At 72.0% G+C, this 20,650-nt stretch carries 18 protein-coding genes and 2 pseudogenes; 18 read left to right on the top strand and 2 right to left on the bottom strand.

The genetic code is table 11. From position 1 onward, the window contains the following. Nucleotides 1-33 precede the first annotated feature (33 nt). The 3 genes and pseudogenes from ACZ4V1_RS28985 to ftsH all read left to right on the top strand — a co-directional run bounded on the left by ACZ4V1_RS28985 (nt 34) and on the right by ftsH (nt 6,344). The gene (locus ACZ4V1_RS28985) at nt 34-2,514 is read left to right on the top strand and encodes a [protein-PII] uridylyltransferase (RefSeq protein ID WP_468341705.1); all 2,481 of its coding nucleotides are present in this window, start codon (nt 34-36) and stop codon (nt 2,512-2,514) included. A 219-nt stretch (nt 2,515-2,733) separates the two neighbouring features. Then, nucleotides 2,734-4,284 carry a signal recognition particle protein gene (ffh, locus tag ACZ4V1_RS28980; RefSeq protein ID WP_468341702.1) on the top strand — a complete coding sequence of 517 codons (1,551 nt, stop codon included), beginning with the start codon at nt 2,734-2,736 and terminating at the stop codon, nt 4,282-4,284. 111 nt (nt 4,285-4,395) lie between these two features. Next, nucleotides 4,396-6,344: pseudogene (ftsH, locus tag ACZ4V1_RS28975) on the top strand (ATP-dependent zinc metalloprotease FtsH). A gap of 76 nt (nt 6,345-6,420) precedes the next feature. Here the strand turns inward: ftsH and ACZ4V1_RS28970 are convergent. Both ACZ4V1_RS28970 and ACZ4V1_RS28965 read right to left on the bottom strand, forming a co-directional pair. Next, on the bottom strand, nt 6,421-7,029 hold the full coding sequence (locus tag ACZ4V1_RS28970; protein WP_468341700.1) for a hypothetical protein: 609 nt from the start codon (nt 7,027-7,029) through the stop codon (nt 6,421-6,423). 171 nt (nt 7,030-7,200) lie between these two features. Beyond that, nucleotides 7,201-8,079, bottom strand: a complete 879-nt coding sequence (locus ACZ4V1_RS28965; protein ID WP_468341698.1) for an SAM-dependent methyltransferase — start codon at nt 8,077-8,079, stop codon at nt 7,201-7,203. Nucleotides 8,080-8,772: 693 nt separating this feature from the next. On the opposite strand from ACZ4V1_RS28965, the gene ACZ4V1_RS28960 reads away from it, so the two are divergent. The 15 genes and pseudogenes from ACZ4V1_RS28960 to dprA all read left to right on the top strand — a co-directional run bounded on the left by ACZ4V1_RS28960 (nt 8,773) and on the right by dprA (nt 20,541). Next, a complete protein-coding gene (locus tag ACZ4V1_RS28960) occupies nt 8,773-9,369 on the top strand; it encodes a hypothetical protein (protein WP_468341696.1) in 597 nt (198 codons plus the stop codon). Between the two features lie 253 nt (nt 9,370-9,622). Then, nucleotides 9,623-10,042: a 30S ribosomal protein S16 gene (rpsP, locus tag ACZ4V1_RS28955; RefSeq protein ID WP_055421745.1), complete on the top strand. Its 420-nt coding sequence runs from the start codon at nt 9,623-9,625 to the stop codon at nt 10,040-10,042. A 2-nt stretch (nt 10,043-10,044) separates the two neighbouring features. Beyond that, nucleotides 10,045-10,284 carry an RNA-binding protein gene (locus ACZ4V1_RS28950; protein WP_009190870.1) on the top strand — a complete coding sequence of 80 codons (240 nt, stop codon included), beginning with the start codon at nt 10,045-10,047 and terminating at the stop codon, nt 10,282-10,284. Between the two features lie 133 nt (nt 10,285-10,417). After that, nucleotides 10,418-10,996: a ribosome maturation factor RimM gene (gene rimM / locus ACZ4V1_RS28945; protein ID WP_468341691.1), complete on the top strand. Its 579-nt coding sequence runs from the start codon at nt 10,418-10,420 to the stop codon at nt 10,994-10,996. Then, on the top strand, nt 10,996-11,829 hold the full coding sequence (trmD, locus tag ACZ4V1_RS28940) for a tRNA (guanosine(37)-N1)-methyltransferase TrmD (RefSeq protein WP_468341688.1): 834 nt from the start codon (nt 10,996-10,998) through the stop codon (nt 11,827-11,829). Before rimM ends, trmD begins: the two co-directional genes overlap by 1 nt. 136 nt (nt 11,830-11,965) lie before the next feature. Continuing rightward, complete coding sequence (gene rplS, locus ACZ4V1_RS28935; RefSeq protein ID WP_389092677.1) at nt 11,966-12,316, top strand: 50S ribosomal protein L19; 351 nt, start codon at nt 11,966-11,968, stop codon at nt 12,314-12,316. Between the two features lie 44 nt (nt 12,317-12,360). After that, nucleotides 12,361-13,113, top strand: a complete 753-nt coding sequence (gene lepB, locus ACZ4V1_RS28930; RefSeq protein WP_468341685.1) for a signal peptidase I — start codon at nt 12,361-12,363, stop codon at nt 13,111-13,113. Further along, nucleotides 13,106-14,185, top strand: a pseudogene (lepB, locus tag ACZ4V1_RS28925) (signal peptidase I); the annotation flags it as partial. The gene lepB (ACZ4V1_RS28930) and the pseudogene lepB (ACZ4V1_RS28925), both read left to right, overlap by 8 nt. Then, nucleotides 14,079-15,071, top strand: coding sequence for a signal peptidase I (gene lepB / locus ACZ4V1_RS28920; protein ID WP_468341682.1), 993 nt, complete (start codon nt 14,079-14,081; stop codon nt 15,069-15,071). The pseudogene lepB (ACZ4V1_RS28925) and the gene lepB (ACZ4V1_RS28920), both read left to right, overlap by 107 nt. Nucleotides 15,072-15,185: 114 nt before the next feature. Next, a complete protein-coding gene (gene lepB, locus ACZ4V1_RS28915; protein WP_468341679.1) occupies nt 15,186-15,962 on the top strand; it encodes a signal peptidase I in 777 nt (258 codons plus the stop codon). After that, nucleotides 15,952-16,476, top strand: a complete 525-nt coding sequence (locus tag ACZ4V1_RS28910; RefSeq protein ID WP_468341676.1) for an NUDIX hydrolase — start codon at nt 15,952-15,954, stop codon at nt 16,474-16,476. The genes lepB (ACZ4V1_RS28915) and ACZ4V1_RS28910 overlap by 11 nt, the downstream gene beginning before the upstream one ends. A gap of 56 nt (nt 16,477-16,532) precedes the next feature. Continuing rightward, nucleotides 16,533-16,841, top strand: a complete 309-nt coding sequence (locus ACZ4V1_RS28905; RefSeq protein WP_003993268.1) for a DUF2469 domain-containing protein — start codon at nt 16,533-16,535, stop codon at nt 16,839-16,841. 117 nt (nt 16,842-16,958) lie between these two features. Beyond that, the gene (locus ACZ4V1_RS28900) at nt 16,959-17,321 is read left to right on the top strand and encodes a YraN family protein (RefSeq protein WP_468341673.1); all 363 of its coding nucleotides are present in this window, start codon (nt 16,959-16,961) and stop codon (nt 17,319-17,321) included. After that, complete coding sequence (locus tag ACZ4V1_RS28895) at nt 17,321-18,946, top strand: YifB family Mg chelatase-like AAA ATPase (RefSeq protein ID WP_468341670.1); 1,626 nt, start codon at nt 17,321-17,323, stop codon at nt 18,944-18,946. Before ACZ4V1_RS28900 ends, ACZ4V1_RS28895 begins: the two co-directional genes overlap by 1 nt. 365 nt (nt 18,947-19,311) lie before the next feature. Further along, complete coding sequence (dprA, locus tag ACZ4V1_RS28890; RefSeq protein ID WP_468341816.1) at nt 19,312-20,541, top strand: DNA-processing protein DprA; 1,230 nt, start codon at nt 19,312-19,314, stop codon at nt 20,539-20,541. Nucleotides 20,542-20,650: the final 109 nt, after the last annotated feature.

The following is a 20,650-nucleotide window of genomic DNA, read 5'->3' as shown; positions in this document are numbered from 1 at the left end:
CCTGAGACACGACAACGGAACGGGAGTCGCCGGGTGACGAGTACGGACGTGACGAAAGAAGCAGAGGACTCGGGACCCAGCGGCTACGCGGCGGCCCGGCTGCGCCTCCTCACCGAGGGGGCGCGGTCCGGGCCGCCGCGCCGTGCCGCCCTCGCCGGACTGACGGACGAGTGGCTGTCGGGCCTCTTCACCGCCGCGGGTCCGCTCCGGGGCGTCTCCCTGGTCGCCGTCGGCGGCTATGGCCGCGGCGAGCTGTCCCCGCGCAGCGACCTGGACCTGCTCCTGCTGCACGACGGCGGTGACGACAAGGCGGTCGCCGCCCTCGCCGACCGCCTCTGGTACCCCGTCTGGGACCTCGGTCTCGCCCTGGACCACTCCGTACGGACCCCGGCGGAGGCCCGCAAGACGGCGAGTGAGGATTTGAAAGTCCAACTCGGTCTCCTGGACGCCCGCCATCTCGCGGGCGACCTGGGAGTGACCGCCGGGCTGCGCACCGCGGTCCTCGCCGACTGGCGCAACCAGGCACCCAAGCGCCTCCCGGAACTCCAGGAGCTGTGCGCCGAGCGCGCCGCACGCCAGGGCGAACTGCAGTACCTGCTGGAGCCCGACCTCAAGGAGGCGCGGGGCGGCCTGCGCGACGCCACCGCCCTGCGCGCCGTAGCCGCCTCCTGGCTGGCCGACGCCCCGCGCGAGGGCCTCGCCGAGGCCCGGCGCCGGCTGCTCGACGTACGCGACGCGCTCCACCTGGCGACGGGCCGGGCGACCGACCGGCTGGCGTTGCAGGAACAGGACCAGGTGGCGGCCGAGCTGGGGATGCTGGACGCCGACGCCCTGCTGCGGCAGGTGTACGAGGCGGCGCGCGTCATCTCGTACGCGGGCGACGTCACCTGGCGCGAGGTGGGGCGCGTACTGCGCTCGCGCTCCGTGCGGCCGAGGCTGCGCGCCATGCTGGGCGGTGGGAAGCAGGTCGCCGAGCGCTCCCCGCTCGCCGAGGGCGTCGTGGAGCAGGACGGCGAGGTGGTGCTCGCCCGCACCGCGCGCCCCGATCGCGACCCCGTGCTCCCGCTGCGTGCCGCGGCAGCCGCCGCGCAGGCCGGGCTCCCGCTCTCCCTGCACGCCGTACGGCGCCTGGCGGCCACCGTGCGCCCGCTGCCCACGCCCTGGCCCGCCGAGGCACGGGAGCAGCTGGTGACCCTGCTGGGCTCGGGCCGGCCCACCGTGGAGGTCTGGGAGGCGCTGGAGGCCGAGGGACTGATCACCCGGCTCCTGCCCGACTGGGAGCGGGTCCGCTGCCGCCCGCAGCGCAACGCCGTGCACCTCTGGACCGTCGACCGGCACCTGATCGAGACCGCGGTGCGTGCCTCCGGGTTCACCCGCCGCGTCCACCGGCCCGACCTGCTCCTGGTCGCCGCACTGCTGCACGACATCGGCAAGGGCTGGCCCGGGGACCACTCCGTGGCCGGTGAGACCATCGCCCGGGACGTGGCGGCGCGGATCGGCTTCGACCGCGCGGACACGGCCGTCCTCGCCACCCTCGTACGCCACCACCTGCTGCTCGTCGAGACGGCCACCCGGCGCGACCTCGACGACCCGGCCACCGTGCGCGCGGTCGCCGAGGCGGTCGGCACGGAGGGCACCCTGGAGCTGCTGCACGCCCTGACCGAGGCGGACGCGCTGGCCACCGGCCCGGCCGCCTGGTCGTCCTGGCGCGGCTCCCTCGTCGCCGACCTGGTGAAACGCGTCTCGGCGGTGCTGGCGGGCGACCCGCTGGAGGAGCCCGAGGCCGCCGCGCCCACCGCGGAGCAGGAACGGCTCGCCGTCGAGGCGTTCCGCACGGGCGGGCCGGTACTGGCACTGCGCGCCCAGACCGAACCGCCGGCCGACCCGGCGCACGCCGCGGCCCCGGCGCACGCCGCGGCCCCGGAGCGCGCCGCCGACCCGGAGCCCCTCGGCGTGGAGCTGCTGATCGCCGTGCCGGACCAGGCGGGCGTGCTCCCCGCGGTCGCCGGGGTGCTGGCCATGCACCGGCTGACCGTCCGCACCGCCGAGCTGCGGTCCCATCCGCTGCCGGACGGCGTCGAGGGCTCCGTCCTGCTGCTGGACTGGCGGGTCGCCGCGGAATACGGATCCCTGCCCCAGGCCACCCGCCTGCGCGCCGACCTGGTCCGGGCCCTGGACGGCACCCTGGACATCGCCGCCCGGCTCGCCGAACGGGACGCCGCCTACCCGCGGCGCCGGGGCGTGGAGCCGCCCCCGCCGCGCGTGACGGTGGCCCCTGCCGCGTCCCGGCTGGCCACGGTGATCGAGGTCCGCGCCCAGGACGCGCCGGGCCTGCTGTTCCGGCTCGGGCGGGCGCTGGAGGGGGCGGGGGTGCGGGTGCGGAGCGCGCATGTGTCGACGCTGGGGGCGAACGCGGTCGACGCCTTCTATGTGACGCGGGGCGAGGGTGCGCCGTTGCCGGGCGATGAGGCGGCGTTCGTGGCCCGAGAGCTGGAGGAGTCGCTGCGGGCGTGAACCTTGTTGCGCAGTCCCGCGTTGAATGGGAGTGCTCCCCGCAGGGCGGGGATGGTCCTCTGGTCGAGCGGTTCTCAGAGGTACGCAATATGTGCTCCCCGCACCCGCGGGGCTTCAGTCCCTGTCCGCTCTCTGTAGCGGGCAGGGACGATTTACTTGCCGGGCCGGATACCCTGGAGGGCGACCCACACCAACGCCGACGCGAGGACCTACGCCGCCGTGTTCGATACTCTCTCCGACCGCCTGTCAGCCACCTTCAAATCCCTGCGGGGCAAAGGACGGCTGACCGAGGCGGACATCGACGCCACGGCCCGCGAGATCCGCATCGCGCTCCTCGAGGCCGACGTGGCCCTGCCCGTCGTGCGCGCCTTCATCAAGAAGGTCAAGGAGCGCTCCCTGGGCGCCGAGGTCTCCAAGGCGCTCAATCCTGCTCAACAGGTTCTCAAGATCGTCAACGAGGAACTGGTCGGCATCCTCGGCGGTGAGACCCGCCGCCTGCGCTTCGCCAAGCAGCCGCCGACCGTGATCATGCTGGCCGGTCTGCAGGGTGCCGGTAAGACCACCCTCGCGGGCAAGCTGGGCCGGTGGCTCAAGGAGCAGGGCCACTCGCCGCTCCTGGTCGCCTGTGACCTCCAGCGCCCCAACGCCGTCAACCAGCTGAGCGTCGTCGCCGAGCGCGCCGGTGTCGCGGTCTACGCGCCCGAGCCGGGCAACGGCGTCGGTGACCCGGTCAAGGTCGCCAAGGACTCCATCGAGTTCGCCAAGGCCAAGGTTCACGACCTGGTCATCGTCGACACCGCCGGCCGCCTGGGCATCGATCAGGAGCTGATGCGGCAGGCCGCGGACATCAGGGACGCGGTCGGCCCCGACGAGATCCTTTTCGTCGTCGACGCGATGATCGGCCAGGACGCCGTCAACACCGCCGAGGCCTTCCGCGACGGCGTCGGCTTCGACGGCGTGGTGCTGTCCAAGCTGGACGGTGACGCCCGTGGTGGTGCGGCCCTGTCGATCGCCTCGGTGACCGGCAAGCCGATCATGTTCGCGTCGAACGGCGAGAAGCTCGACGACTTCGACGCCTTCCACCCTGACCGGATGGCCTCCCGCATCCTCGACATGGGTGACCTGCTCACCCTGATCGAGCAGGCGGAGAAGACGTTCAGCCAGGAAGAGGCCGAGAAAATGGCCTCCAAGCTGGCGTCCAAGAAGGGCCAGGACTTCACCCTGGACGACTTCCTGGCCCAGATGGAGCAGGTCAGGAAAATGGGCTCGATTTCGAAGCTGCTCGGCATGCTTCCCGGCATGGGCCAGATGAAGGACCAGATCAACAACCTCGACGAGCGCGACGTCGACCGCACGGCCGCCATCATCAAGTCGATGACCCCGGCCGAGCGCACGGAGCCGACGATCATCAACGGCTCGCGCCGCGCCCGTATCGCCAAGGGCTCCGGCGTCGACGTCAGCGCGGTCAAGTCGCTCGTGGAGCGGTTCTTCGAGGCCCGCAAGATGATGTCCCGCATGGCCCAGGGCGGCGGCATGCCGGGTATGCCCGGTGTTCCGGGCATGGGCGGCGGCCCCGGCCGGCAGAAGAAGCAGCAGAAGAAGGCCAAGGGCAAGCAGCGCTCCGGCAACCCGATGAAGCGCAAGCAGCAGGAGCAGGAGGAGGCCGCCCGCCGCGCCGCCGCCGCGCAGAACGGCGGCGCCTTCGGACTGCCCCAGCAGGGCGGCCAGGACTTCGAGCTGCCGGACGAGTTCAAGAAGTTCATGGGCTGACGGTTCTCGGCTCGTAGGGCGTGTACGGCGCTGGGGCGCCCCTCACCGGAGGGGCGCTCCAGCGCCGTACACGCACATGCCTGCGCGTCTTTCCTGTCGTAACGTCCGGATATGACCAACCCGTCCCCGTCGCGCAAGGCCCCAGAGCCGCCCTGGCGCACCGAGGGCACGCCCGACGAGCCGCCCAAGCCGCCTCCCGGCGGCAGGAGGATGCGCGGGGGCTGGTGGAACCTGGTCCTGGCCGCGCTGATCGTCTTCCTCATCGCCAACCTCGTGCTCTCCTTCTTCAACGAGGGCGACGAGCCGACCATCTCCTACACGGAGTTCAGCCGGCAGGTCGAGGCGGGCAACGTCAGCAAGATCTACGCCAAGGGCGACGCGATCCAGGGCCAGCTCGAAAAGGCCCGGGACAACCCCGAGGGCGACGGGACCTACACCAAGTTCACGACCGAGCGGCCGACCTTCGCGGACGACCGGCTCTGGGACGATCTGACCGAGCACAACGTCACCGTCACGGCCGAGCCGGTCGTCCAGCAGCGCAGCCTCCTGGTCAACGTGCTGATCTCGCTGGCCCCGATGCTGCTCCTGGTGGTGCTGTGGATCTTCATCGCGCGGCGCATGAGGGGCGCCCTGGGCGGCGGGGCGGGCGGCATGCTCGGCCGCAAGGCGCCGCCCAAGCCGGTCGAGCTGGAGGCCGGGGAGCCGCGCACCACGTTCGCCGATGTGGCCGGGATCGACGAGGTGGAGGGCGAGCTCAGCGATGTCGTCGACTTCCTGAAGAACCCCGACGCGTATCGCCGCATGGGCGCCAAGATGCCGCGCGGGGTCCTGCTGTCCGGCCCGCCCGGCACCGGAAAGACGCTCCTCGCGCGCGCGCGGTGGCCGGCGAGGCGGGCGTGCCGTTCTTCTCGGCGTCCGCGTCCGAGTTCATCGAGATGATCGTGGGCGTGGGCGCCTCCCGGGTGCGGGAGCTGTTCGCCGAGGCCCGGAAGGTGGCGCCGTCGATCATCTTCATCGACGAGATCGACACCATCGGCCGGGCCCGCGGCGGCGGCTCCGGCATGGGCGGCCACGACGAGCGCGAGCAGACCCTGAACCAGATCCTCACGGAGATGGACGGCTTCTCCGGCGCCGAGGGCGTGATCGTCATCGCCGCCACCAACCGCGCCGACATCCTGGACCCGGCCCTGACCCGACCCGGCCGCTTCGACCGCGTGGTCAACGTCTCCCCACCGGACCGGAGCGGCCGGAAGGCGATCCTGGAGATCCACACTCGCGAGATCCCGCTCGCCCCGGACGTCGACCTCGCCCAGGTCGCCCGTACGACCCCGGGCATGACCGGCGCCGAACTCGCCAACCTCGCCAACGAGGCCGCGCTGCTCGCGGTCAAGCGGAAGCAGGACCGGGTGACGCAGGCGAACCTCTCCGAGGCCATGGAGAAGGTCCAGCTGGGGGCCGAACGCCCGCTGGTGATGCCCGAGGGGGAGCGCCGGCGCACCGCCTACCACGAGAGCGGGCACGCCCTGCTGGGCATGCTGCGACCGGGCGCCGACCCCGTCCGCAAGATCACCATCGTGCCGCGCGGGCGGGCGCTCGGGGTGACGCTGTCGACGCCGGACGCGGACAAGTACGCGTACACGGAGGAGTACCTGCGCGGGCGGATCATCGGCGCGCTCGGCGGGATGGCGGCCGAGCAGGTGGTGTACGACGTGATCACCACCGGCTCGGAGAGCGACCTCGAACAGGTCACCCGGATCGCCCGCGGGATGGTCGGCCGCTGGGGCATGAGCGAACAGGTCGGCAGGCTGTCCGCCCTCCCCGGCGACGCCCAGCAGGCCTACGGGCTGGCCGCCGCCCCGGGGACACTCGACGCCATCGACGGCGAGATGCGGCGGGTCGTCGACGAGTGCTACGCGGAGGCCGTCCGCAAGCTGCGCGACCACCGCGGGCAGCTCGACGCGCTGGCCGAGGCGCTGCTGGCGAACGAGACGCTCGAGGAGGCGGACGCGTACCGGATCGCCGGAATCACGCGGCCGGCCAAGGACGGCCCGGAGGTGTGAGGACCGTCCCCACTTCTGGAGGACCGCCCCCACTTCCATGGGAATTCCCCGAGGTCGCTTCTGCGGGCCCCCGACGCTACTTCTGCGGGAACTTCCAGACGTAGGGCTCGCCGTCCTCCTCCGACCAGTGCACCTCCACGCTCGCGGCGTTCGCCGGGATCACGTACGTCTCGCAGAAGACGTGGCTCTCACCCTGCTTCCAGCTGTCGACGTCGTAGGGGTCCTCGCAGCCCGGGGCGTCGTCGGAGGCGCCGATGAGGACGCCGCCACGCTGCCCGTCGGCGAAGATCGTGGTGCCGTCGTGCACGTCGGAGCCCTCGGTGAGGGCCGGCCCGCTCTTGTGGGTGTACTCGACGTGTGCGACGGCCAGCACCTTGCCCTTGGCGTCCGCGGCGTCCGCCACCGCCTTGGCGGCCTCCGCCTCCGTGCCGACGTCGACCTTCTGGGCCACGACCTCGTAGGTGACCTCCCCGGGGTCCTCCGCGACCTTCCCCGTCGCGCTCTCGCCCGTCGCCAGGTCGCCGCCCGAGGCCGCCTTGGTGGGAGAGGCCGGGGCCTCGGGGCTCGCCGGGCTCTTGGCGTCGGCGCCGGTGTCGGTGTCGTCGCCGTCCCCGCACGCGGTGAGGGCAAGGGCGAGAACGGCGACGGGCGCGGTGAGGCGCAGCGCGGTCTTGTGGTGCGGCACTACAGGCTCCTGTATGCAGATGTGTCTGTTCCCCCGAACGGTGGATCAGATTAGAGGGCCATGATCCACCGGGAGAAACCGCAGAAGTCCCCGTCCGGCTTCTTCACAGCATTCACACCTGCATCGGAAGAACTCCCTCAGACCGCGTACACATCCGGTCGGAACCGGTTGTCAGGGAATTCGGGCGATCAGATAGCGGAACACGTTCGGCATCCACACGGTCCCGTCCGGACGCCGATACGGATGCAGGGCCTCGGACAGCTCCTTGTCGACCTGTTCCCGGTCGGTCGCGGCGATCGCCGCGTCGAACAGCCCGGTCGACAGCAGTCCGCGCATCGCGCTGGCCGCGTCGGCGTAGCCGAAGGGGCACGCCACCCGGCCCGAGCCGTCCGGCCGCAGCCCGGCCCGCTGGGCGACCTCCTCCAGGTCATCGCGCAGGGCGGGGCGCCAGCTGCCCGCGCTGCGCAGCGGGTCCGCGAGTTTGGTGGCCACCCGAAGCACCGACGTCGTGGCGCACCGCTCCGGCGGGCCCCACCCGGCCAGCACCACGGCCGCCCCGCGCCCGGCCAGCGGCGTCGCCTGGGCGAGCAGCTCGCCCAGGCCCTCCGAGTCGCCGGCGAGGCACCCGATGGGCTCGAAGGCGGTCACCAGGGTGAACGCCGGCGCCGACGGGTCCGCCGCGTCACGGGGCGTGCCCTCGACGATCCGTGCCGCGTCCGCGCCCGCGCGCGTGCCCGGCGAACCGGGACCGTCGAGTGCCTCGGGCAGCAGGCGCCGACGCGCGAGGGCCAGACATTCCGGGGAGCGCGAGTCGACCCCGGTCACCGCGGCGCCGCGCGAGGCGGCCATCAGCAGGGCCAGCCCGGAACCACAGCCCAGCCCCAGCATTCTTGTGTTGCCGCCCACGTCCAGTCGCTCGAAGACCGCCTCGTAGAGCGGTACGAGCATCCGCTCCTGTATCTCGGACCAGTCACGCGCGCGTGCACGCAGGTCCACACGAGGCGTCGTCCCCGCGTGAGATGAGTGCTGCCGCACGAGCGTAGGTGTCATAGGAAAGCGCCCCAATCGACGAGTGTTGCCGCTGTGCCCGGTTCCATGGCCCCCGTGCAGTGCGCTCGCACTTCCCCCGTATGCCAGGAAACTCCGGGCTCGCCGTGGCGTCCAGTGGTAGCGGCGGACGGTTTGCCCGATCGCCGCCCCGGTGGCGAGATTTCACTTCCCGGCAACGTGGGCCTGGCCGCGTGGTACTCCGGGTAGCCCCGTCCCGGTCCCAACGGCGGATGGCCTGATCGTGACGCTCGGCGATGACAGCGGGTGGCGGTGGCGCCGGCGAGGCGGTTCCGGCCATGGTCGGCGGGCTCGGCGACCACCTCGGGGTGACGGGAAGCGGCAGGGGGGTGGGGCGGTGCCGCACGCCCGGGGCACACCCGGTAACGTCGGGCGTCGACGAGTGCGTCGACGCGCCCGTCGATGAGCCGATCGGGTGGCGCCCTTCCGGCACGACAGCGGCCGAAACGCCCCTTGCGCACCCGCGAGCCCCACGCCCCCCGGCGTGTGGACGGGGGCTACGCGCCGGCGCGTACGTCGGACTACGCACCAGCTTGGTATGAGCTGTGAGGCTTCTCCGCAGATCAGCGCACCCGCCCTCGTCAGGACGCATCAGCGGCAACTGACGGGTACGTGCAAATTATTTGGGATGCCCCGGAATAGGAACACAGGGGCACCCCGGCTCGTTGTCATTACGTGAGCACGACACCACCTGTTCTCGCCGCAGAGCTGGCGCAGGCGTGGGCCGACATTCAGCGGCACCACACCGAGCTGCCCGATCTTGCCGCGCCCGAGTCCCTGATCGGAGAGTCGTCGTCCGCCTGCGGGCACGAACTCTCCTTCGAACGACTGCTTCACGAGGCAGTCCACGGCATCGCCGCCGCGCGAGGAGTACGCGACACCTCCCGCGCGGGGCGCTATCACAACCGTCGATTCCTCGCGATCGCGGAGGAGTTGGGCCTCGACCACCCCGAGGAGCCGCATCCAAGCAGCGGCTTCTCGCTGGTCACGCTCACCCCCGAGGCGAAGCGACGCTATCGCCCGACGATGGAACGCCTCCAGCGCGCGCTGAAGGCCCACACCGCCGCGACCGCGACCGACACGGCCCGCAGCTTCCGCGGTCCGGCCGCCCGCCACGGCTCCTCCGGGGGAGGGGTGCGAGTGAAGGCCGTCTGCGACTGCGGACGCAACGTGCGGGTCGTACCGTCCGTCCTGGCCCAGGCCCCGATCATGTGCGGCGGCTGCGGCAAGCCGTTCCGGATTCCGGAGGTGGTCGGCGCGGTGGCGAGCTGACGGTCCGGCTGCTCGTGGCAGTCGGACCGGGCGCGTGCCCTCGGCCCGCCTCCGGTCCTCCATCGCCACCCCTTCGGTCCGCCCTCGGTCCGAAGGGGCCGCCCGCGTGTGGCACAATGGCTAGCTGTACTCGACAGTCGCATAGGACCCCTCTCTCCTCCGGCTGACGCGTCCATCGGGCACTCGGGTACCGCAACCCCACGCGGCTCATCCGCCGTGCCCAATCACGTCAAAACCAGGAGAACCCACTCCCGTGGCAGTCAAGATCAAGCTGAAGCGTCTGGGCAAGATCCGTTCGCCTCACTACCGCATCGTCGTCGCCGACTCCCGTACCCGCCGTGACGGCCGGGCCATCGAGGAGATCGGCAAGTACCACCCGACGTACAACCCGTCGGTGATGGAGGTCGACGCCGAGCGTGTCGCGTACTGGCTGCGTGTCGGCGCCCAGCCGACCGAGCCCGTGCTCGCCATCCTGAAGAAGACCGGCGACTGGCAGAAGTTCAAGGGCGAGCCCGCCCCGGCGCCGCTGCTGCAGCCGGCCGAGAAGTCGGCCCGTCCGTCCTTCGAGGCGATCGGTGGCGACGACGAGGGCAAGGGTGAGGCGATCACCCAGAAGAAGAAGGCCGACAAGAAGGACGAGGCTGCCGCTGCGTCCGAGTCGACCGAGGCCTGAGCATGCTCGAGGAGGCTCTCGAGCACCTCGTGAAGGGCATCGTCGACAATCCTGACGATGTGCAGGTCGCCTCGCGCAACCTGCGCCGCGGGCGTGTGCTCGAGGTCCGGGTCCACCCCGAAGACCTCGGCAAGGTGATCGGTCGCAACGGCCGCACCGCACGCGCTCTGCGCACCGTCGTGGGCGCCATCGGCGGCCGCGGGGTCCGCGTCGACCTCGTCGACGTGGATCACGTCCGCTGACGCCAAACGCAGCACCGGCTCGGGCCGGGGAGGGCCACTGGGCCGTCCCCGGCCCGCAGTCGTATGAGCCGTGACCGGCGTCGTCATGAGCCGTGACCGGCTCGCCGCAGTTCCCGACAGGAGATCAAGCACAGTGCAGCTGGTAGTCGCGCGTATCGGCCGCGCCCATGGAATCAAGGGCGAGGTCACCGTCGAGGTCCGCACCGACGAGCCGGAGCTGCGGCTCGGCCCCGGTGCCGTACTGGCCACCGACCCCGCCTCCACCGGACCGCTCACCATCGAGACCGGCCGGGTCCACAGCGGCCGCCTCCTGCTGCGCTTCGTCGGCGTCCACGACCGCACCGGCGCCGAGGCGCTGCGCAACACCCTCCTGATCGCCGACGTCGACCCGGACGAGCGGCCCGAGGAGGAGGACGAGTACTACGATCACCAGCTGATCGACCTCGACGTGGTGACCGGGGACGGCGAGGAGGTCGGCCGGATCACCGAGATCTCCCACCTGCCCACGCAGGACCTGTTCGTGGTGGAGCGCCCCGACGGCAGCGAGGTCTACGTGCCGTTCGTCTCCGAGATCGTCACCGAGATCGACCTGGACCAGCAGCGCGCGGTCATCGACCCGCCGCCGGGTCTGATCGACGACCGCGCGGAGATCGCCTCCTCGCGGGACGAGCCGGTGGACGCGGCGGAGGAATCCCCGGGAGAAGAGGCGTAATGCGGCTCGACGTCGTCACGATCTTCCCCGAGTACCTGGAACCGCTGAACGTCTCCCTGGTCGGCAAGGCCCGCGCGCGTGGACAGCTGGACGTCCACGTGCACGACCTGCGCTCCTGGGCCTACGACCGGCACAACACCGTCGACGACACTCCGTACGGCGGCGGCCCCGGCATGGTCATGAAGACCGGGCCGTGGGGCGACGCCCTGGACACCGTCCTGGCCGACGGCTACGAGGCGGGCTCCGGCGGGCCCGCCCTGATCGTGCCCACCCCCAGCGGGCGGCCCTTCACCCAGGAACTCGCCGTCCACCTCTCCGAGCGGCCCTGGCTGATCTTCACGCCCGCCCGCTACGAGGGCATCGACCGCCGCGTCATCGACGAGTACGCGACCCGGATGCCCGTGTACGAGGTGTCCATCGGCGACTACGTCCTCGCCGGCGGCGAGGCGGCCGTACTCGTCGTCACCGAGGCCGTCGCGCGGCTGCTGCCCGGCGTCCTCGGCAACGCCGAGTCCCACCGCGACGACTCCTTCGCTCCCGGCGCCATGGCAAACCTGCTGGAGGGCCCCGTCCACACCAAGCCGCCGCAGTGGCGCGGCCGTGGTATTCCGGAGGTGCTGCTCAGCGGCCACCACGGGAAGATCGCCCGCTGGCGCCGCGACGAGGCCCTGCGGCGCACGACGGCCAACCGGCCCGACCTGATCGAACGGTGTGACCCCGAGGCCTTCGACAAGAAGGACCGCGAGATGCTCTCCATCCTCGGCTGGGAACCCGACCCGGACGGGGAGCCGTACGGCCGATTTTGGCGCAGGACGCCGGGCATGGAAGAATAGGGCGCTGTTGTGCGTCCGTCCGGAGCGCGCCCCTGCCACAGGGGGACACGACGCCCGTCCCGACCCGCACATCCCAGATTCCGAAACACCTAGTTTCCGTTGATGACCTGTGGCATCAGCGAGGAAAGCAGACGAAATGTCTCACCTGCTCGACTCCGTCGACTCCGCGTCGCTGCGCAGCGACGTCCCGGCCTTCCGCCCCGGCGACACCGTCAACGTCCACGTCCGCGTCATCGAGGGCAACCGCTCCCGTGTGCAGCAGTTCAAGGGCGTGGTCATCCGCCGCCAGGGCGCCGGCGTGCGCGAGACCTTCACGGTCCGCAAGGTCTCCTTCTCCGTCGGCGTCGAGCGCACCTTCCCGGTGCACACCCCGATCGTGGAGAAGATCGAGCTCGTCACCCGCGGTGACGTCCGTCGCGCCAAGCTGTACTACCTGCGTGAGCTGCGCGGCAAGGCGGCGAAGATCAAGGAGAAGCGCGAGAGCTGAGCGCCCTCCGAGGTCCCACCGGGGCCGGATAGCATCTGGCCCCGATGGACACCGAAGCACAGCCCACGGAGCGCGACCGCTCCTCCCGCCCTTCCGATTCCGAGCAGCCCTCGGATCCGGAGGGTCCGGAGGAACGGTCGCGTTCCGCGTTCGCGGGGTGGATCACGGACTGGGTGCCGGGCGGCCGGATCACCGTGACCCTCCTGACCCTGCTGCTGTTCCTGCTGCTCCTCAGTACGTTCGTCCTGCAGCCGTTCCAGATTCCCAGCGGATCCATGGAACGCGGATTGAGGATCGGCGACCGGGTTCTCGTAAACAAGTTGGCGTACCGTTTCGATGACCGGCCGCAGCGGGGCGACATCGTCGTCTTCGACGGCACCGGGCTCTTCGGGCACGGCGACTACATCAAACGCGTTGTCGGTGTGGGCGGGGACCACGTGGTGTGCTGTGACGAGCAGGGGAGGGTCCAGGTGAACGGCCAATGGGTCGACGAGTCGGCGTTCCTGTACCCCGGCGACCGCCCGTCCGCGGTGCCCTTCGACGTCGTCGTCCCCGACGGCACCCTGTTCGTCCTCGGCGACCACCGGGCCGACTCCAGCGACTCCCGCGACCACCTGGGTTCGCCCGGTGGCGGCATGGTCCCGGTGGGTGAGGTGATCGGCCGCGCCGACTGGATCGTCTGGCCCTTCGGTCACGCCACCCACCTCGACCGTCCGGACGCCTACGCACGCGTGCCGGACACGGAAGCCGGCGAACCGGCCGGTGAGGCGCGCCGGTCAGAGGGTGCCGATGGGTAGCCGGGGAAAACCGCGCGGGGCGCCCAGCAGCCCCGCGGACAACCTGCTGCCCACCGGCTCGCGGCGCACCTCCGCGCCGTCCGGCGGCCGGTCCCGCGCCGAGCGGCGCAAGCTGCAGCGCAAGGTCAAGCGCCGCCGCAGGCGCGGCGCGGTCAAGGAGGTACCGCTCCTCATCGGCGTCGCCGTCCTCATAGCGCTGGTGCTGAAGACCTTCTTCGTCCAGGCGTTCGTGATCCCGTCGGGCTCCATGGAGCAGACGATCCAGATCGGTGACCGGGTCCTGGTGGACAAGCTCACCCCGTGGTTCGGCTCCGAGCCGCAGCGCGGGGACGTCGTCGTCTTCCGCGATCCCGGCGGCTGGCTCCAGGGCGAGCAGACCGCCAAGAAGGACGACCCCGTCGTCATCAAGCAGGTCAAGGAGGGCCTCGCCTTCATCGGCCTGCTGCCCTCCGACGACGAGAAGGACCTCATCAAGCGGGTCGTCGGTGTGGGCGGGGACCGGGTCACGTGCTGCGACACCCAGGGACGGGTCACCGTCAACGGCGTTCCCCTGACCGAGGACTACCTGTATCCCGGTGACAGGCCCTCCAAGACGCCGTTCGACGTCACGGTCCCCGAGGGACGGCTGTGGGTGATGGGCGACCACCGGTCCAACTCCGCCGACTCCCGCGCCCACCAGGAGACCGACTTCGGCACCGTCTCCGAGGACGAGGTGGTGGGGCGGGCCATGGTGATCGCCTGGCCGTTCGGCCACTGGACCACTCTGGACGAACCGAGAACGTACGCGTCCGTGTCCGACTCGGCGCCCGGTTCGGCCGCCGCTCCGCGACTGTCGCATAGGGTTGCCCCCTACGATCCAGACACGATGATTCAACTCCCGAGCCCTGCGGAACTCCCGCTCGTTATGGGAGTGGTGGGCTTGCACCGTCTACGGCGCAGGCGGCGGCAGAGAGTAAGGAGTTGGCGTGGGGGATGTGGCGGTTGGCGCACGGTCCGGACACGACGGCGAGGAGAACCGCGGACGCCCCGTGGGGACAGCCGGCCCGGCCGCGGACGGCGCCCCGGACTCCGGGCACGACTCCGGGACCGAGGACGGCAGGGTGACGGACGAACAGAGCGGGACCCAGGACGAGGGAGTGGGCGGCACGCCCCCGGCGGCACCCCCCGCGGCCAAGAAGCAGCGCTCCTTCTGGAAGGAGCTGCCGATCCTGATCGGCATCGCGCTGGTGCTCGCGCTGCTGATCAAGACGTTCCTGGTACAGGCGTTCTCGATCCCGTCGGCCTCGATGCAGAACACCCTCACGATCAATGACCGGGTCCTCGTCGACAAGCTCACCCCATGGTTCGGCTCCGAGCCCGAGCGAGGCGAGATCGTCGTCTTCCACGACCCGGACGACTGGCTGGCGGGCGAGCCGACGCCCGACCCGAACGCGTTGCAGACGGTCCTCAGCTGGATCGGCCTGATGCCCTCCGCGGACGAGAAGGACCTGATCAAGCGCGTCATCGGGGTCGGCGGCGACACCGTCGAGTGCAAGGGCACCGGCCCGCTCAAGGTCAACGGCAAGGCGCTGAACGAGCAGGACTACATCTACCCCGGCAACACACCGTGCAGCGTCGACGACCAGGGCGGCCAGTTCAAGGTCAAGGTCCCCGAGGGCTCCCTCTGGGTCATGGGCGACCACCGGCAGAACTCCCGGGACTCCCGCTACAACCAGTCGGACCGGCACGGCGGCATGGTCCCGGTCAAGGAGGTCGTCGGCCGCGCCATCGTGATCGCCTGGCCGATGAACCGGTGGGACACCCTGCCGGTCCCGGAGACCTTCGACCAGGACGGTCTGCAGGCCCAGTCGTCGGCCGCCGCCGGGCTGTCGGTCGCGCCCCAGGGCCTGGCCCTCGCGGGAGTCGTCCCGGTCGTGTGGTGGCGCCGCAGGCGCGTCACCCCCGCCGAGACCCGCTGAGCCGCGCGGCCCCCGCGCCGTCCACCGTCGCCAGGCGACCCGACCCCTCCCAGCCCCTCCCGCACGCCGGGAGGGGCTGCCCCGTTCGGGTACCGCCGGGTAAGGTGCGGATCCATGGGTGGCGAGAGCACGACACGTACGGCCCCGCGTGGCGGCGGCGCGAACAAGGGCCCGGCGGGCAGCCGGACCGGGCAGCGGCTGTCCGGGCTGGCCGTGGCGCTCGGTCTCGTGCTGTTCCTCGGCGGCTTCGCCTGGGGTGCGGTGGTCTACCGGCCCTACACCGTGCCGACCAGTTCGATGACGCCGTCCATCGACGCCGGTGACCGGGTGCTGGCGCAGCGCATCGACGGCGCCGATGTCCGCCGTGGCGACGTCGTCGTCTTCAAGGACGCGACCTGGGCCGACGCCCCGATGGTCAAGCGCGTGGTCGCGGTCGGCGGGGACACCGTCTCCTGCTGCCGGGAGGGCGGGCTGAAGGTCAACGGCAAGATCGTCGACGAGCCCTACCTGCCCGACGATACGCCGGCCGGGCTCGGCAACTTCCCGACCGTGACCGTGCCCGAGGGCCGCCTGTTCCTGCTCGGCGACGAGCGGGACAACTCCGTGGACTCCACCGCCCACCTCACCGACGCCGCCGGCGGCACCGTGTCGCGCGGTGCCGTGGACGCCCGCGTCGACGCCGTGGTCTGGCCCATGAACGGCATGCTGGAGCGGCCGACCGGCTTCGAGGTGCTCGGTGGGCTCTCCTCCCCGGGCCCGCTGCGGACGGTCGTCGTGCTGGTGATCGCCGGGTCCGTGCTGATCCTCGGCGGTGCCGCCTACGGCCCCTTCGCCAAGCGGGCCGCCGCCTCCCGCGCCCGGACCGGAACGGGGCCCACCGGTGTCCGCTGAGGCGACCCGGGCCGGTCGGGACTCCCACGAGGGCGGGCTGCGCAGGGTCGCCAGGGTGGTGCTGCTCGATCCCGACGACCGCATCCTGCTGCTGCACGGTCACGAACCGGACGATCCGGCCGACGACTGGTGGTTCACCCCGGGCGGCGGTGTGGAGGGCGACGAGACCCGTGAGCAGGCCGCACGGCGGGAACTCGTCGAGGAGACCGGCATCGCCGACATCGAACTCGGCCCGGTGCTGTGGCGGCGCAGGTGCTCCTTCCCCTTCGCCGGCCGACGCTGGGACCAGGACGAGTGGTACTACCTGGCCCGTACGGCCCAGACCGCGACCGAGGCAGCGGGGCTGACCGAGTTGGAGCGGCGCAGTGTCGCCGGAGCGCGCTGGTGGACGTGTCAGGAACTGACCCGGGCACATGAGACGGTGTATCCGACCAGACTCGCCGAGCTGCTGCGCAGGCTGCTCGACGACGGTCCTCCGGCCGGGCCGGTGACCCTGGACACCGAAATCGTCTAGGGGCTCACGGGACTGGCGCACAATGGGGGGACCGCACGGCTGAAGGGGAACATGCCATGAGCGCCGAGGACCTCGAGAAGTACGAGACCGAGATGGAGCTCAAGCTCTACCGGGAGTACCGCGATGTCGTCGGTCTGTTCAAATACGTGATCGAGACCGAGCGGCGCTTCTACCTCACCAACGACTACGAGATGCAGGTGCACTCGGTCCAGGGTGAGGTGTTCTTCGAGGTGTCCATGGCCGATGCCTGGGTGTGGGACATGTACCGGCCGGCCCGGTTCGTGAAGCAGGTGCGGGTGTTGACGTTCAAGGACGTGAACATCGAGGAGCTGAACAAGAGCGACCTCGAGCTTCCCAGCGGCTGACCGGCCGGGAGTCTCACTCGTGTGGGTGACAAGGTTGTCCACAGCCGTCCGACATTCCACCAAGATCCAATAGCTCGCTGAGCTGCCCTCATCGTTGGCGCCGGAGGTGGTGCCGACATGAACGCACGAGGTGCGATGGGCAGGTACGGCGAGACACTCGCCGCCCGCCGGCTGTCCGGGGCCGGCATGACGGTCCTGGAGCGCAACTGGCGCTGCGGCAGGACCGGCGAGATCGACATCGTGGCCCGGGACGGGGACGTCCTGGTCGTCTGCGAGGTCAAGACGCGCGGGGGCGGCTCCTTCGAGCACCCGATGGCCGCGGTGAGCCCCGAGAAGGTGGAGCGGCTGCGGCGGCTCGCCGAGCGCTGGATCCAGACCCACGGAGGGGCTCCGCCCGGCGGAGTCCGCATCGACCTGGTCGGTGTCCTCCTCCCGCGGCGCGGCGCCCCCGTGATCGAGCACGCGCGGGGGGTGGCGTGATGGGGTTCGCGCGTACGTGCTCCGTCGCGCTCGCCGGCGTCGAGGGCGTGGTGGTCGAGGTCCAGGCCGACCTCGAACCGGGCGTGGCCGCGTTCACGCTGGTGGGGCTGCCGGACAAGAGCCTTACCGAGAGCCGGGACCGAGTGCGGGCCGCGGTGGTCAACTCGGGTGCCGAGTGGCCGCAGAAGAAGCTGACGGTGGGACTCAGCCCGGCGTCGGTGCCGAAGAGCGGCAGCGGGTTCGATCTCGCCGTCGCCGCCGCGGTCCTCGGCGCCGCCGAGCGCATCGATCCCCGCGTGCTCGCCGACATCGTGATGATCGGGGAGCTGGGCCTGGACGGACGGGTCCGGCCCGTGCGCGGAATCCTGCCGGCGGTACTGGCCGCGGCGGAGGCCGGCTACGAACAGGTGGTCGTCCCGGAGTGCGCCGCTGCCGAGGCGTCCCTGGTGCCCGACGTGTCGGTACTCGGCGTACGCAGCCTGCGCCAGCTGATCGCCGTCCTCGCCGACGAGCCGGTGCCGGACGAGGAACCGGACCAGCAGGGCCGGCCCGACCCGCTCCTCGCCGGCCTGCGCATGCCCGGTACGGGCGCCGCCACCGGGATGCACAGCATGGGGGCGGCGCAGCACCCACACGACACCGACCTCGCCGACGTCGTGGGCCAGACATCGGCGCGCACCGCGGTCGAGGTCGCCGCGGCGGGCGGCCACCACCTGTTCCTCGAGGGGCCGCCCGGCGCCGGAAAGACCATGCTCGCCGAGCGCCTGCCCGCCATCCTGCCCCGGCTCTGCCGGACGGAGTCGCTGGAAGTCACCGCGGTGCACTCGGTGGCTGGTCTGCTGCCGCCCGGCAAGCCGCTGATCGACGTCGCCCCCTACTGCGCACCGCACCACTCCGCCACGATGCAGGCCCTCGTCGGGGGAGGCCCCGGCATCGGGCGGCCGGGAGCCGTCTCGCTGGCACATCGAGGCGTCCTGTTCCTGGACGAGACCCCGGAATTCAGCAGCCATGCCCTGGACGCCCTGCGCCAGCCGCTCGAGGCCGGACACGTGGTCATCGCGCGCAGCGCGGGGGTGGTGCGGTTCCCGGCACGGTTCCTGATGGTGCTCGCGGCCAACCCCTGTCCCTGCGGGCGGTTCTCGCGGAAGGAGGAGCTGTGCGAATGCCCGCCCTCGGCGATCCGCCGCTACCAGGCCAGGCTGTCCGGCCCGCTGCTCGACCGCGTCGACCTCCGCGTCGAGGTGGACCGCGTCACGCGCGGCCAGCTGGCCGGGGACGGCACCCGGGGCGACACCACCGCGACGGTCGCCGACCGAGTGCGGGCGGCCCGGGACCGGGCGGCCGCGCGCCTCGCGGGCACCCCGTGGCTGTCCAACAGCGAGGTGCCCGGCCGGGAGCTTCGCAGCCGCTGGTACGCGGCGCCCGGCGCGCTGGAGGACGCGGAACGCAGCCTGGAAAGGGGCGTCCTCACCGCCCGAGGCTTCGACCGTGTCCTGCGCGTCGCCTGGACCGTCGCCGATCTCGTCGGCCACGACCGGCCCGACGCGGACGACGTCGCCCTCGCGCTGCAACTGCGCACGGGCGTGCCGAGGGGCGCCCCCATGGTCCTTGGAGCGCTGACGTGAGCGGGGACGGCGACATGCCCGGGGACCGCGCCGTCGCCAGGACCGGCGATCCGGTCGCGGACGACGCCGTGCTCATGGACGACGCCGATTCCCGCGACAGCGCCGAGTTCTACGACAGCGCCGTGTCCTGCGACGACGCGGCGTCCGCGGGTGACGCTGCTGCCCGGGGCGACGTCCTGCCGGTGGGTGACACCGGCTGCTCGGGCGGCGACTTCGCGACCGGGGACGCCCCTGCCTCCGGGGAGGCTGCCGCGGCCGGGGACGAGACCGCCCTCAGCGAGGCCGTCGCGGCCGGGAGCGACGCCCTTGCCGGGGACGAGGCGGCTGTGCGGGAAGGCGCCGTCTTGCGGGGCGGCACCGTCCTCATGGGCGGCGCCGTGAGCCGGCGCGGCGCCCCGGCCGGTCGTTCCGACCCGGCCGGCGGCAACGGCGAGGTGCCGGGCGGACAGGCGGACGACGACGCGTTGCTCGGCCGGGTCTTCCTCACCCGGGTCATCGAACCCGGTGACGAGACCGGTGGACGGTGGGTGCGGGAGCGCGGCCTCGCCGACGTGGTGCGGCGGCTGCGTGAGGGCGGACGTGCCCTGCCGGGGGTGAGCGAGAAGCGGTGGGCCGGGCTGTGTGCCCGGGCGGGCCGGGCCGAGCCGCGCCGGGATCTCGCCGTCGCTCGGGCGGCCGGGGTGCGGTTCGTGACCCCCGGGTCGGCCGAGTGGCCGCGGCAGCTCGACGACCTCGGGGACGCCAGGCCCCTCGGGCTGTGGGTGCGCGGCGGGCCCAGTCTGCGCATGTGGGCGCTGCGGTCGGTGGCCGTCGTCGGCGCCCGCGCCTGCACCGAGTACGGCGCCCACATGGCGGCCACTCTCGCCGCCGGGCTCGCCGAACGCGGCTGGGTCGTGGTCTCCGGCGGTGCCTACGGGGTCGACGGCGCGGCCCACCGGGGCGCCCTGGGGGCGGGCGGTGCCACCGCGGCCGTCCTCGCCTGCGGGGTCGACCGGCCCTACCCGCCCGGGCACACCGGGCTGATCACCAGGATCGCGGAACAGGGACTGGTCGTCGGGGAGCTGCCACCGGGCGATCATCCGACGCCGAGCAGGTTCATCCTGCGCAACCGCGTGATCGCCGCGCTCACTCGGGGCACGGTCGTCGTCGAGGCCGCATACCGCAGCGGCTCGCTGGTCACGGCCCGGGCGGCCCAGCGCCTTGGCCGGCACACGATGGGCGTGCCCGGGCCGGCCACCAGCGCCCTGTCCGCGGGGGTGCACGAACTGCTGCGCGGCGGCGCGGTGCTGGTCGGTGACGCCGCCGAGGTCGTCGAACTGGTCGGCGACATGGGCGAGCTGCCCCCGGACCGGCGTGGGCCGGTGCTCCCCACCGACCTGCTGGAATCCCGCACCCGCCAGGTGCTGGCCGGGCTCCCCGCACGCGGAGCGGTGGCACCGGCCGAGGTGGCGCGCCGCGCGCAGACCACGGAGGACGACGCGATCGCGAGGCTGTACGAGCTTCGAGCGCTTGGTTACGTCGAACGACACGGCGACGGCTGGAAGTTGACACGCCAGGCGATGATCTCGGTCCGCGGCGGCGAAAGCCCGTGCTGACCCAGTGTGTTCGGCCGTCCGGGGGAACCCCGACACCCTTGGGAATTCTGGCAGTTGGGGTATTCGAGTGATCACGCAGAGCGACCATCGTCTCCCCTGTAGAGCGTTC

This window comes from Streptomyces sp. NPDC028991, assembly GCF_055564775.1.
Note: the sequence above shows the minus strand (reverse complement) of the source record. Positions and strands in the feature narration are given on the sequence as shown.